Below are 12,279 nucleotides of genomic sequence, written 5' to 3' on the forward strand. Positions count from 1 at the left end.
AAATCCTAAGCAATCAAATAAATTTTTTCATTTTTTTCTTGCAAAATAACGGTATATTGTTAATATAGTTTCATCCAACTTACGTTGGCGCTATATTTCACATGTTATTCAAATTCATAAGGATTTTAAAATGCAATTTAAAGATGAGGTTGTTTTAATTACAGGATCCGCAAGAGGCATTGGCAAGGAAATCGCACTCGCATTTGCAAACCAAGGTGCAACCGTTATTATCTCTGATATAAACGGTGAATCTTGTGAAAAAACTGTAGCGGAATTAAAAACTGCTAAGCTTGAGGCTGACAGCTTCCCATGTGATGTCACAAATCTCTCTGCCGTTGAAGAAATGATGAACAAAATCCTTGACAAATATAAGCGTATTGATATATTGATTAACAATGCAGGCATCACCAAAGATAATCTTTTTTTAAGAATGAAAGAAGAGGACTGGGATGCTGTTATCAAGGTCAATCTTAAGGGGACCTTTAATTGCTGCAAAGCAATTTCAAAATCAATGCTTAAAGCCCGCAAAGGCAAAATCATCAGTATCGCATCGGTCATTGGCATTTTAGGAAATATCGGTCAGGCAAACTACGCAGCTAGCAAAGCTGGCATTATCGGGCTAACAAAGTCTTTAGCCAGAGAATTCGCATCACGCAATATTAATGTTAATGCCGTAGCTCCTGGATACATCAAAACAGAAATGACCGATCAACTTAAAGAGGAGACCCGCCAAGAAATTTTAAAGAGCGTTCCTCTTAAAAGAATGGGAACACCAGCCGATGTGGCTGGAGCATGTTTATTCCTCGCTTCAAAGGAAGCAGAATATATCACAGGTCAGACCATCAGAGTTGATGGTGGAATGGCTATTTAATTTATCAGCAGAAGAAGGATCAAAAAGGAGGCAGTGAATGGCAAACGAAGAAAAAATTAAATCGATCATCGCAGAACAACTTGGAGTAAAAGTTGAAGAGGTGAATCCAGAATCCTCATTCGTCGACGATCTAGGAGCTGACTCATTGGATACAGTTGAGCTTATCATGGCTTTAGAGGAAGAGTTTAATGTTGAAATTCCTGATGAGGATGCTGAAAAAATGAGCAAAGTTTCTGACGTTATCAAATACGTCGAAGAAAAAGCTGCCACTAAATAATAAAAATCCAGTTATTAAACATTAAATTTTGCCTCGGCTTGTTTTGTCGAGGCAAAGTTTTTTATCAGGAAATATCCTATGGAAAAATGCAGAGTAGTCGTTACAGGCGTTGGGGTCACATCTCCTGTCGGAACAGGTGTTGACAAATTCTGGAACTCGTTAATTAACGGCAAAAGCGGTATTCACCGTATCGAACAATTTGATCCAACAGAATACCCTTCCAAAATTTGTGGAGACGTCAGAGACTTCAACCCCGAAGATCACTTTGATTCTAAAGAAGCACGAAAAATATCTCGATTTGTACAGCTTGCCGTTGTTGCATCGCGAGAAGCTATTAAAAGCGCACAGCTTGATGTCACAAAAATTGATGCCGACCGCATGGGTGTTATTATCGGGTCAGGCGTTGGTGCTCTTCAATCATTTGAGCAGAATCATAAGCTTTTGCTTGAACGGGGACCACGAAAAATTTCTCCATTCTTTATTCCACAATTTATTGTTAACGAAGCGGCTGGCCAAGTTGCCATTGACACAGGAGCCAAGGGGATGGCCACTTGCGTTGTCACCGCCTGTGCTTCGGGCACAAACTCAATCGGAGATGCTCTTCGATTTATGCAATTTGGTGAAATGGATATTATGATTGCTGGTGGAACAGAAGCAGCCAATACTCCAATGGGCATTGGTGGTTTTTCTGCGATTAAAGCACTATCTCAAAGAAACGACGAACCAGAGAGAGCAAGTCGCCCTTTTGATTTAAATCGCGATGGTTTTGTTATGGCTGAAGGCGCAGGCATTGTTGTTCTAGAAACACTAGAACATGCCAAAAAAAGAGGCGCGCCAATTTTAGCAGAATTTGTTGGATACGGCCGAACTTCAGACGCATACCACATTACAGCGCCTGAACCTTCGGGAAATGGCGCTGCAAAAGCAATGCTTGGCGCTTTAAAAGATGCCGGTTTGAAACCTGAAGATGTTGACTACATTAATGCACACGGAACATCAACTAACCTGAATGATAAAACTGAAACACTAGCAATTAAATTAGCTTTTGGCAATTATGCCAAAAAAGTTGCAGTTAGCTCAACAAAATCTATGACCGGACACCTTTTAGGAGCCGCCGGTGGAGTTGAATTTGTTGCATCGGTCATGGCAGTTAAAAACAACATTATTCCACCAACAATTAATTATGAAACCCCTGATCCAGAATGCGACCTTGACTATGTGCCTAATAAAGCACGCCAAACAAACGTTAATGTTGCATTGTCAAACTCTCTTGGGTTCGGTGGACACAACGGAACACTTGCCGTTAAAAAATTCAAAGAATAAGGAGCGCCATGAAAAACTATAAACTTGCAATTATTCCGGGAGATGGAACAGGCCCTGAAGTTGTTAATGAAGGTCTTAAAGTGTTGGAAGCTGTTTCTCAACAATGCGGCTTTAAATACGAAACTGTTTCCTATGATTTTGGTGGCGAACGCTATTTAAAAACAGGTGAAATTTTACCTGATTCTGCCGTTGAAGAACTTAAAACATTTGATTCAATTTATTTAGGCGCCATCGGGCATCCAGATGTCAAACCAGGTATTTTAGAAAAAGGGATCTTGCTAAAAGCTCGATTTGACCTTGATCAGTACATCAATCTAAGACCAGTTCAACTTTATGATGAGCGATTCTGCCCACTCAAAGATAAAAAACCAGAGGACATTAATTTTACAGTTGTGCGAGAAAATTCCGAAGGTCTTTATAAAGGATTGGGAGAATTTCAAAACAAGGGAACAAAAGACGAAATAGCCCTACAAGTTTCACACAACACGCGAAAAGGCGTTGAACGATGTCTTCGCTATGCATTTGATTATACTCAAAAATATGGCAAGAAGAAAATGCTAACGCTTTGCGGAAAAACAAACGTCTTAACCTTTGCTTTTGATCTTTGGGAAAGAACTTACTATGAAGTAGCCAAAGAATATCCTGATGTCAAAACAGATTATGCACATGTCGATGCAACCACAATGTGGTTTGTCAAAAACCCAGAATGGTTTGATATTATCGTTACAGATAACATGTTTGGCGATATCATTACAGACTTAGGTGCTATGATTCAGGGCGGCATGGGTATTGCAGCTGGTGGAAATATTAATCCAAACGGCGTTTCCATGTTTGAACCTATTGGCGGATCTGCGCCAAAATACACGGGTCAAAATGTTATCAATCCAATCGCAGCAATCTGCGCACTTGCTATGTTACTTAAGGAAATTGGTGAGGAGCAGGCTTCTCTAAAAGTTGAAAATGCCGCAAGATCTGTTGTCACAACAAAATTAAAAAGCCTTGCAGCAGGAAGAATGGGATACTCAACAACTGAAGTTGGCGATTTAGTTGTTCAATCACTTTAATCACTTTAATATTAAGAATTATACAAAAAATGAAAAAATATAATGTTGCTATTGTAGGTATCCGGGGTGCGGTTGGTCAAGAAATGCTTAAAATTCTTGAAGAGCGGAATTTTCCGATAAACGAGCTATACCCAATGTCATCTCGGCCAGAAGATTGTCCCGAATACGAATTTCAAGGTCGGAAATTTAAAGCTGTCAAACTTTCACATGATGCTTTTAAAGACGTTGAAATCGCTCTTTTTTCTCCTGGAGCTGCCATTAGCAAAGAATACGCACCATCTGCTGTAAAGGCAGGAGCCATTGTTATTGATAACACCAGCCAGTTTCGAATGGACAAAGATGTTCCGCTGGTTGTTCCTGAAGTCAATCCAAACGACATTAACAAAAATAAAGGGATTATTGCTAATCCAAATTGCTCAACCATTCAGATGGTGGTCGCACTTAAACCTCTGCACGATTATGCCAAGATCAAACGTATTGTTGTTTCTTCCTATCAATCTGTTTCTGGAGCAGGAGCTGAGGCAATTGCTGAGCTTCGCGCCCAACAAAAAAAGATCACAAAAGACCAAACAATAGAAAAAAATGATATTCAAAAGTTTCAACATCAAATTGCCGATAATTTGATTCCTCATATTGATGTCCCGCAAGAAGATTTTTATACTAAAGAAGAAATTAAGATGGTCAATGAAACAAAGAAAATCATGGGAGATGATTCAATAAAAGTAACGGCCACATGTGTTCGCGTACCTGTTATTCGCGCGCACTCCGAATCAATTAATATTGAAACAAAAAAGAAAATTACCCGAGAAAAAGCCATTGAACTGCTAAGAAATGCTCCAGGAGTGACCATAATAGACGATCTTCCAAACAATCTATATCCAACACCTTTAGATGCTCAAGGGAAAGACAACACTTTTGTTGGTCGCATCCGCGAAGACAATACAATTGAAAATGGTCTCAACCTTTGGGTTGTTTCTGATAATCTTCGCAAAGGCGCAGCTTTAAACGCCATTCAAATCGCCGAAGAACTCATCAAAAAAAATTCCTAAAAAGCTTTATGCGCACAATCAAGCTCACAGTAGAATACGATGGAACAAAATTCTCTGGTTGGCAGATTCAAGCAAAAGGCGAGAGAACTATTCAAGGTGAAATCAAAAAAGCTTTAGAAAAAATCTTAAATGAAAAAATCACTTTAATCGGATCCGGGCGAACCGATCAAGGTGTTCATGCCATCGGACAAGTTGCACACTTCACGACAAATTCCCTGCTTGATCCGAAAAGAATCGGCAAAGCACTCAATACAAAACTTCCTAGCGATATCGTTGTTCTCAAATCCGTAAAAGTCAAAAACGATTTTCATGCACAATATGGTGCTCAAAGTAAAATCTATCGATATACAATTCTAAATCGAGACGCGCCATCAGCGTACGCAAAAAACTTTTGCCACCATTGCCCACAAAAACTCGATCTCAATGCCATGAAAAAGGCCACAACAAAATTTCTCGGCAAAAAGGATTTTGCATCTGTAGCCGCGATGGATGTAGCAAAAAGAAAATCTGGAAAAATAATCGACACAATCCGAACCATTAAGAAAATTAATATTCAGAAAAAAAAGAACATCATCACAATCGATATCGAAGCAACCGGATTCTTATACAAAATGGTTCGAAACATCACAGGAACGCTTATCCAGGTTGGTCTTGGCAAAATAAGCCCAAACCAAATACCAGAAATTTTAAAAGCAAGAAATCGTAAATTAGCAGGCCCAACAGGACCGGCAAAAGGCCTGTGCCTTTTAAAGGTTAAATATTGATAAAAAAACACAATAGACCGCTTTTTTGGTTGACATTCTTGCGAAAACTGCTATACTTTCTTTTTATTGCATTGTAACAAATAAATCTGAGGAAATTATGATTAAAAAAACAAAAACATTCATAGCAAAACCTACTGAAATTGAAAGGGTATGCTATCTTGTGGACGCAAAAAACAAAGTTTTAGGTCGGCTTGCATCGCGTGTTGCATCAATTTTAAGAGGAAAACATAAACCAGTTTATACTCCACATGTTGATACTGGAGATATGGTCATCATTATTAATGCAGAAAAAGTTCGCATCACTGGAACAAAGCTACAAAAAAAGACATATCAACGCTACTCTGGATACCCATCTGGACAAAAAACAGTTGTTATGAAAGATATGATGCAAAGAAAACCAACTTTTGTTTTAAAACACGCTATTACAGGCATGCTTCCAAAGGGAGCACTTGGAACACAAATGGGCAGAAAACTAAAGATTTATGCTGGTGACAAGCATGAGCATGGTGCCCAAAAACCTATAGTTTTGGAGGTCTAATTAATTATGGTCGAAATTGTAAAATATGCAGCAACAGGTCGTCGAAAATGCGCCATTGCACGCGTTAATATTATGCCAGGAACTGGAATTATAAGAATCAACAAACGTTCTTTTGAAGGATATTTCCCATCTGAAACAGACCGTATCACTGTCTTAGCGCCTTTAGAAGCCACAAACAATATCAATAAATTTGACATGACAGCAAAAGTATCTGGTGGTGGAATTTCAGGACAAGCTGACGCAGTCAAGCTCGGCTTATCACGGGCATTATCTTTATGCGATAATGATACACGAGGTGTTTTGAAAAAAGCAAAATTTTTAACACGCGACGCTAGAATTAAGGAAAGAATGAAGCCAGGGCAGAAGGGAGCTCGAAAGAAGTTTCAATGGGTTAAGCGTTAATTTATAGAAAAAAGATTTTTATTTAAAAAGCCTATCTCCCTCGAGAAAGAAGTTGACGAGATAGGCTTTTTCTTTTATTATAAATCATTAATTAAGCTAAAATTTTAAGTTAAAGATTTTTTAAACAAAAAATAAATCATAAAAACTAGCATTACGGAGATCATATGATAAATGTTGGAATTATTGGAATCAGCGGCTACTCTGGGAAATTGCTTCTAAAAATTCTTTTAAATCATCCTGATGTGCACGTAACATATGTCGGAGCTCACACAACAACGGGAAAAATCACTGATATTCATCCAGATTTCTTTGGCAAAACGCGCTTGGTATGCGAAAAGTTCAACCTAGCAAAAGCAAAAAATCTTTGTGATCTTTTCTTTATCGCTGTGCCCCATACAAAATCAATGGAAATTACTCCCGGTTTGATCAAAGCGAAAAAAATGATTATTGATCTTAGTGCAGATTATCGAATTAAAGATTCTTCAGTTTATAAAAAATGGTACGGCGTTGCCCATAAGGATAAAAAGAATTTACCGAAATCAATTTACGGACTTCCGGAGCTTTATCGAGAAGAAATCAAAAAAGCAAAGTTTGTTGCCAACCCAGGATGCTATCCAACGGCCGGCATCTTAGCACTTGCACCGCTAGTAGCTACGCATAATAAAAAAATTGCGTCTATTATTATTGATGCAAAATCTGGCGTTTCCGGAGCTGGGCGAAAAGCTGCGCTTAATCTGATTTATGCAGAGGTTAATGAAAACCTAAAAGCATACAAAGCGCTTTGTCATCAGCATACACCTGAAATATGCGCTTATTTATCTCGACTAGCTAAACGCGATATAAAGATTACTTTTGTTCCACATTTAATTCCGATGAATTATGGCATCTTGGAAACAATTTATATTCAGCTTAAAAGTCCGATGGCAGCTCAAGAAATATACAAACTTTATCAAAAATTTTATAAAACCGAGAAATTTGTTCGCATCTTAAAACCTGAAAAACAACCAGAAACTAAAAATGTAACTGGAACAAATTATTGTGATATTGGTTTTGCAGTCAAAGACAATATGGTTGTGATCACAAGCGTGATCGATAATTTGATGAAAGGCGCTTCAAGCCAAGCTGTTCAAAACATGAATCTGATGTGCGGCTTCAAGGAAGAAGCTGGACTTTCTTAAAGGATCTAAAATGAAAAAAATAAAAGGTGGAGTTACAGCCGCACAAGGTTTTCTAGCGAACGGCCTTTGGTGTGGAATCAAGAAATCTGGCAAACCTGATCTTTCGCTCATTATGTGCGAAACTCCTACGTGCAGCGTTGGTGTTTTTACAAAAAACTCTGTGATTGCCGCACCGCTTGTTGTAACAAAAAGGAAAATTCGAAACAATAAAGCGCAAGCCATTGTCACAAATAGCGGAAATGCCAATTGCTTTACTGGAAAATTTGGCCTTGCCTATGCAGAGAAAACTTCTGAGCTAATTGCTAAACTTTTAAATATATCCGAAAATGATGTTTTGGTTTCGTCCACAGGGATTATTGGAAAACCACTGCCCTTTAAGAAAATCAAAAAAGCAGCACCAGCACTCGTCAAAGGACTATCACGATCAAACGCTAACATTGCCGCCAAAGGAATTTTAACAACAGACACCTTTGAAAAAGAAATTGCTGTTGAAATTACACTAGGAACAAAAAAAGTTAAAATCGGTGCAATGGCTAAAGGTTCCGGTATGATTGCGCCTAATATGGCAACCATGCTTGCGTATATCACAACAGACGCAGCCATTAGCGCACCACTTTTAAAATCAGCACTTAAAGACGCTTGCGCAACATCTTTTAATAGCATTACAATCGACAATTGCATGAGCACAAATGATATGGTTATCGTCATGGCAAGCGGACTTGCGAAAAATTCTAAAATTACAAAAAAAGGAACTGATTATGCAAAATTTTGTAAGGCACTTCAGTTTATATGCCTTGACCTTGCCAAGAAAATTGTTATCGATGGGGAAGGTGCTACAAAATTTATTACAGTTTCTGTTGGCAGCGCAAAGAATGATGCACAAGCCAAAAAAGTTGCATTTGCTATTGCGAATTCAAATTTAGTTAAAACCGCAGCTTATGGGAGCAACCCAAACTGGGGACGCGTGGCTGCTGCAGTTGGATCTCTTGGCCTAAACATCACAGAAAGCCAGTTGAAAATAAAATTTAGTTCTTTTAAAAAGAAAGATATCAGCATCTATGTTGACTTAAATATTGGATCAGGGTTATCAACGGTATATACATCGGATCTATCGACAAATTATGTAGAAATAAATGGAAAATATAATTAAAAAAGCTAATATTCTTGTTGAAGCGCTTCCATATATTCATGCGTTTCGCCGAAAAATCTTTGTTATCAAGTATGGCGGCAGTATTCTTGAAAATGATACAATTCGAAAATATATTTTCGAAGACCTTGTCTTTTTAAGCTATGTTGGTATCCGAACTATTCTTGTCCATGGCGGAGGGCCGTTTATTAACGCCCGTTTGCAAGCAACAGGCAAAAAAGCAGAATTTCATGATGGTATTCGCGTCACAGACAAGCATACGCTCGATATTGTGAGTGAAGAACTTGGAAAGCTAAACAAAAAAATTGTCAGCGAAATCAAAGGGCTTAATGGTGATGCTACAGGACTAATCGGATATGAAAATATTATTCATGTAGAAAAGAAGAAAGCGTCTAAAGATCTTGGATTCGTTGGCCAAGTAAAAACAATTAATAAAAAAGCGATTGAAAAACATCTTAAGCGAGGACACATCACCGTTATATCGCCAATGGGCATCTGCAGCGAACAGCAATCCTACAACATTAATGCCGATGAAGTAGCAAGTGCGATCGCTGTTTCAATGAATGCAGAAAAACTTGTCCTTCTGACAAACGTTTTAGGCGTCTTGCGCGATCCCAAAAATCCAGAGTCGCTTATCTCAACACTAACATTAGAAGAAGTAAATCAACTAAAAAAGAAAAAGATTATTAATGCAGGCATGATCCCAAAAGTAGACGCTTGCGCCGAAACCCTCGCCGGCGGTGTTCATAAAACTCATATTATTGATGCGCGCATGCAGCATGCAATTTTACTTGAAATCTTTACAGACCGTGGTGTCGGAACACAAATTATAAAAAAATGCGAAAAACAGAAATCTTAAAAGATTACGATAATTATATTCTAACAACGTATACACGCACGCCGGCTATCTTTGTTAAAGGAAAAGGCATGACTCTAATTGATATAACTGGAAAAAAATATTTAGATTTCTTTCCTGGCTGGGGCGTTAGCAATGTAGGTCATTGTCACACAAAAGTTGTTTCGGCTGTTCGAGATCAAATTGGAAAATTAATCCATGTTCCTAATAACTTTTATAATCCAAATCAGCTAAAATTAGCGCAAGAAATTGTTCACTGGTCTTTTCCAGCAAAAATATTCTTCTGCAATAGTGGTGCTGAAGCCTGTGAAGCTGCTATTAAATTTTCTCGTATTTACGGGAAAAAAGATCGCTATGAAATTATCAGCATGGAAAAATCATTTCATGGTCGCACTCTTGGCGCCCTTTCGGCAACAGGACAAAAAAAGTACCAAGAGGGCTTTGCTCCTTTAGTCGAAGGATTTCGCATTGTTCCATTTAATGATATCGACGCCGTTAAGAAGTCAATTACTGATAAAACAGCTGCCATCATGCTTGAACTTGTTCAAGGGGAAGGTGGCGTTCATATTGCAAAAAAAGAATATATTCAAGAGCTTTCTAAGATTTGCAAAGAAAAAAACATCCTGCTTATCTTTGATGAAGTTCAAACAGGCCTTGGTCGAACCGGAGAAATGTTTGCCTACAAAAACTACGGCGTAACACCAGATATCATGATCTTAGCAAAATCTTTAGGTGGCGGGTTACCCATCGGAGCAATTGTTGTTAAAAAAGAAATTTCAGATGTATTTAAACCCGGCATGCACGCATCAACATTCGGCGGAAGTCCTATTGTTTGCAAAGCAGCTCTTGGTGTTTTTAAGGCCATTGAAAAAAACAGCATGTTAAAAAACGCTAAAAAAATGGGATTGTATGCCATTGAAAAATTTGAAGAACTAAAAAAAGAATTTTCATGTATCAAAGAAGTTCGAGGACTTGGGCTGATGCTCGCTATCGAGCTGAATATCGAAGGAAAACCCATTTTTGATGAATGCTTCGAAAATGGGCTTATTGTTAATTGCACACAAGGGAATATTTTACGCATTATGCCAGCTTTAAACGTAACAAAAAAACAAATGGATAAAGCATTTTATATTCTCAAGAAATCATTTAAGAAAGTGACAAAATGAAACGAGATCTTTTAAGCTTGCACGACTTAAGCTCTGATGAGATCCATTATATTATTGATCTTGCACTTAAGCTCAAAAATAGCAATTCAAAAACAACTGATCATCTTAAAAATAAAGCGGTCGGACTTTTATTTCAAAAGCCATCAAACCGAACACGTGTTTCATTTGAAATTGCAATTTGGCAACTTGGAGGAAAATGTCTTTACTTAGCGCCGCAGGAAATTAATTTGGGCAAACGAGAATCGGTCTCAGATGTTGCGAAAACATTATCACGCTATCTTGACTGTATTGTTGCTCGAACATTTTCCCATGCAGATGTTGTCGAGCTTGCTGAAAATGCATCTGCAATCATTATTAACGGTCTTTCAGACTTGTTTCACCCTTGCCAAGCTTTAGCTGATATTTTAACAGTTAAAGAAAAGTTTGGAAATAAAAAAAAGGCTTTGATTTCCTATATTGGAGATGGCAACAATGTATGCAACTCACTTATTTTAGCTTGTGCGCGAGTCGGATACGATTTAAATATTGCAACCCCAAAGCACTACGCACCTAATCAAGGAGTTTTAGATATCGCGCATGACATTGCCAAGAAAACAAAATCTACGATTTCCATCTTTAATAATCCTCGCGAAGCTGTCAGCAATGCAGATGTCATTTATTCTGATGTCTGGGTTAGCATGGGACAAGAAGAAGAAGATAAAAAACGAAAAAAAGATTTTAAGAGATTTCAAATTAATGCAAATTTAGTTAAGTACGCTCAACCAAATTATATTTTTATGCATTGCCTTCCAGCCCATCGAGGCATGGAAGTTTCTGCAGACGTGATTGATGGACCAAACTCAGTTGTTTTCGATCAAGCAGAAAATCGCATGCACGTTCAAAAAGCAATTTTAACATTTTTGCTAGCAAGCCCATCGGCATAAGACGCCTTCGGGATAAATTTGCACAGTGATTTATATTCACTAACACTCTGCAAATCACGTACTCATTTAAGGGAGAAAAAGAAATGAAAAAAGTTGTCTTAGCTTATTCAGGAGGATTAGACACCTCGTGCATAATACCTTGGCTAAAGAATAAAGGCTACAACACAATAGCCGTTGTTGGAAACGTTGGTCAAGGTGGAGACTTCAAGAAAGTTGAAAAAAAGGCTCTTAAATCAGGTGCATCAAAAGTATACTGTCTTGACCTCCAAAAAGAACTCGTAGAAGACTATGCTCTTTTGGCGTTAAAGGCAGGTGCATTATACGAAGGCAAATACAATCTTGCTTGCGCTTTATCTCGCCCGTTAATAGCAAAATACCAGGTGAAGATTGCAAAAAAAGAAAAGGCAGACGCCCTTGCGCACGGATGCACTGGAAAAGGCAATGATCAGGTGCGATTTGAAACTGCGTTTCGATTAATGGCGCCAGAAATGGAAATAATAGCACCAGTTCGAATATGGGAATTTAAAACGCGTGAAGAAGAAATGGATTATGCAAAAAAAATGGGCATACCGGTTAGCGTAACTAAAAAGAGTCCTTATAGTATTGATACAAATATTTATGGTCGTGCAATAGAATGTGGCGTTTTGGAAAATCCATGGAATGAACCGCCAGAAAATATTTATGCAATGACACAGTCTCCTTTAAAAGCGCCAAACAAAGC

At 38.1% G+C, this 12,279-nt stretch carries 14 protein-coding genes; all 14 read left to right on the plus strand.

Annotated features, from left to right (window positions below; all coding sequences use genetic code 11):
• Positions 1 to 130: 130 nt before the first annotated feature.
• Complete coding sequence (fabG, locus tag PHY73_07420; GenBank protein ID MDD3375530.1) at positions 131 to 871, plus strand: 3-oxoacyl-[acyl-carrier-protein] reductase; 741 nt, start codon at positions 131 to 133, stop codon at positions 869 to 871.
• 37 nt (positions 872 to 908) lie between these two features.
• Entirely contained in the window at positions 909 to 1,148 is a 240-nt protein-coding gene (gene acpP / locus PHY73_07425; protein ID MDD3375531.1) for an acyl carrier protein, read from the plus strand.
• A gap of 78 nt (positions 1,149 to 1,226) precedes the next feature.
• A complete protein-coding gene (gene fabF / locus PHY73_07430; protein ID MDD3375532.1) occupies positions 1,227 to 2,471 on the plus strand; it encodes a beta-ketoacyl-ACP synthase II in 1,245 nt (414 codons plus the stop codon).
• 8 nt (positions 2,472 to 2,479) lie between these two features.
• Positions 2,480 to 3,535, plus strand: coding sequence for a 3-isopropylmalate dehydrogenase (locus tag PHY73_07435; GenBank protein MDD3375533.1), 1,056 nt, complete (start codon positions 2,480 to 2,482; stop codon positions 3,533 to 3,535).
• A 29-nt stretch (positions 3,536 to 3,564) separates the two neighbouring features.
• Entirely contained in the window at positions 3,565 to 4,584 is a 1,020-nt protein-coding gene (locus PHY73_07440; protein MDD3375534.1) for an aspartate-semialdehyde dehydrogenase, read from the plus strand.
• Positions 4,585 to 4,592: 8 nt separating this feature from the next.
• Positions 4,593 to 5,348 (plus strand): tRNA pseudouridine(38-40) synthase TruA, encoded by a 756-nt coding sequence (gene truA / locus PHY73_07445; protein MDD3375535.1) that lies wholly within the window; start codon positions 4,593 to 4,595, stop codon positions 5,346 to 5,348.
• Between the two features lie 97 nt (positions 5,349 to 5,445).
• The gene (gene rplM / locus PHY73_07450) at positions 5,446 to 5,886 is read left to right on the plus strand and encodes a 50S ribosomal protein L13 (GenBank protein ID MDD3375536.1); all 441 of its coding nucleotides are present in this window, start codon (positions 5,446 to 5,448) and stop codon (positions 5,884 to 5,886) included.
• A 6-nt stretch (positions 5,887 to 5,892) separates the two neighbouring features.
• Positions 5,893 to 6,288, plus strand: a complete 396-nt coding sequence (gene rpsI / locus PHY73_07455; protein MDD3375537.1) for a 30S ribosomal protein S9 — start codon at positions 5,893 to 5,895, stop codon at positions 6,286 to 6,288.
• A gap of 164 nt (positions 6,289 to 6,452) precedes the next feature.
• A complete protein-coding gene (gene argC, locus PHY73_07460) occupies positions 6,453 to 7,466 on the plus strand; it encodes an N-acetyl-gamma-glutamyl-phosphate reductase (GenBank protein MDD3375538.1) in 1,014 nt (337 codons plus the stop codon).
• 10 nt (positions 7,467 to 7,476) lie between these two features.
• On the plus strand, positions 7,477 to 8,616 hold the full coding sequence (gene argJ, locus PHY73_07465; GenBank protein MDD3375539.1) for a bifunctional glutamate N-acetyltransferase/amino-acid acetyltransferase ArgJ: 1,140 nt from the start codon (positions 7,477 to 7,479) through the stop codon (positions 8,614 to 8,616).
• Entirely contained in the window at positions 8,600 to 9,472 is an 873-nt protein-coding gene (gene argB / locus PHY73_07470) for an acetylglutamate kinase (protein MDD3375540.1), read from the plus strand. Before argJ ends, argB begins: the two co-directional genes overlap by 17 nt.
• On the plus strand, positions 9,451 to 10,635 hold the full coding sequence (locus PHY73_07475; GenBank protein ID MDD3375541.1) for an aspartate aminotransferase family protein: 1,185 nt from the start codon (positions 9,451 to 9,453) through the stop codon (positions 10,633 to 10,635). Before argB ends, PHY73_07475 begins: the two co-directional genes overlap by 22 nt.
• Positions 10,632 to 11,558 carry an ornithine carbamoyltransferase gene (argF, locus tag PHY73_07480; GenBank protein MDD3375542.1) on the plus strand — a complete coding sequence of 309 codons (927 nt, stop codon included), beginning with the start codon at positions 10,632 to 10,634 and terminating at the stop codon, positions 11,556 to 11,558. Before PHY73_07475 ends, argF begins: the two co-directional genes overlap by 4 nt.
• An 83-nt stretch (positions 11,559 to 11,641) precedes the next feature.
• On the plus strand, positions 11,642 to 12,279 hold a 638-nt coding region (gene argG, locus PHY73_07485), incomplete at its 3' end, for an argininosuccinate synthase (protein ID MDD3375543.1).

The organism is Candidatus Omnitrophota bacterium (genome assembly GCA_028693815.1).
Taxonomy (GTDB): domain Bacteria; phylum Omnitrophota; class Gorgyraeia; order Zapsychrales; family Aceulaceae; genus Aceula.

What these genes read in the sequence shown, in the direction of transcription:
- argB (MDD3375540.1), top strand. Translation starts at nt 8,600, where the DNA reads ATGGAAAATATAATTAAAAAAGCTAATATTCTTGTTGAAGCGCTTCCA.
- truA (MDD3375535.1), top strand. Translation starts at nt 4,593, where the DNA reads ATGCGCACAATCAAGCTCACAGTAGAATACGATGGAACAAAATTCTCT.
- fabF (MDD3375532.1), top strand. Translation starts at nt 1,227, where the DNA reads ATGGAAAAATGCAGAGTAGTCGTTACAGGCGTTGGGGTCACATCTCCT.
- rplM (MDD3375536.1), top strand. Translation starts at nt 5,446, where the DNA reads ATGATTAAAAAAACAAAAACATTCATAGCAAAACCTACTGAAATTGAA.
- argJ (MDD3375539.1), top strand. Translation starts at nt 7,477, where the DNA reads ATGAAAAAAATAAAAGGTGGAGTTACAGCCGCACAAGGTTTTCTAGCG.
- fabG (MDD3375530.1), top strand. Translation starts at nt 131, where the DNA reads ATGCAATTTAAAGATGAGGTTGTTTTAATTACAGGATCCGCAAGAGGC.
- argF (MDD3375542.1), top strand. Translation starts at nt 10,632, where the DNA reads ATGAAACGAGATCTTTTAAGCTTGCACGACTTAAGCTCTGATGAGATC.
- rpsI (MDD3375537.1), top strand. Translation starts at nt 5,893, where the DNA reads ATGGTCGAAATTGTAAAATATGCAGCAACAGGTCGTCGAAAATGCGCC.
- acpP (MDD3375531.1), top strand. Translation starts at nt 909, where the DNA reads ATGGCAAACGAAGAAAAAATTAAATCGATCATCGCAGAACAACTTGGA.
- argC (MDD3375538.1), top strand. Translation starts at nt 6,453, where the DNA reads ATGATAAATGTTGGAATTATTGGAATCAGCGGCTACTCTGGGAAATTG.
- PHY73_07475 (MDD3375541.1), top strand. Translation starts at nt 9,451, where the DNA reads ATGCGAAAAACAGAAATCTTAAAAGATTACGATAATTATATTCTAACA.
- PHY73_07435 (MDD3375533.1), top strand. Translation starts at nt 2,480, where the DNA reads ATGAAAAACTATAAACTTGCAATTATTCCGGGAGATGGAACAGGCCCT.
- PHY73_07440 (MDD3375534.1), top strand. Translation starts at nt 3,565, where the DNA reads ATGAAAAAATATAATGTTGCTATTGTAGGTATCCGGGGTGCGGTTGGT.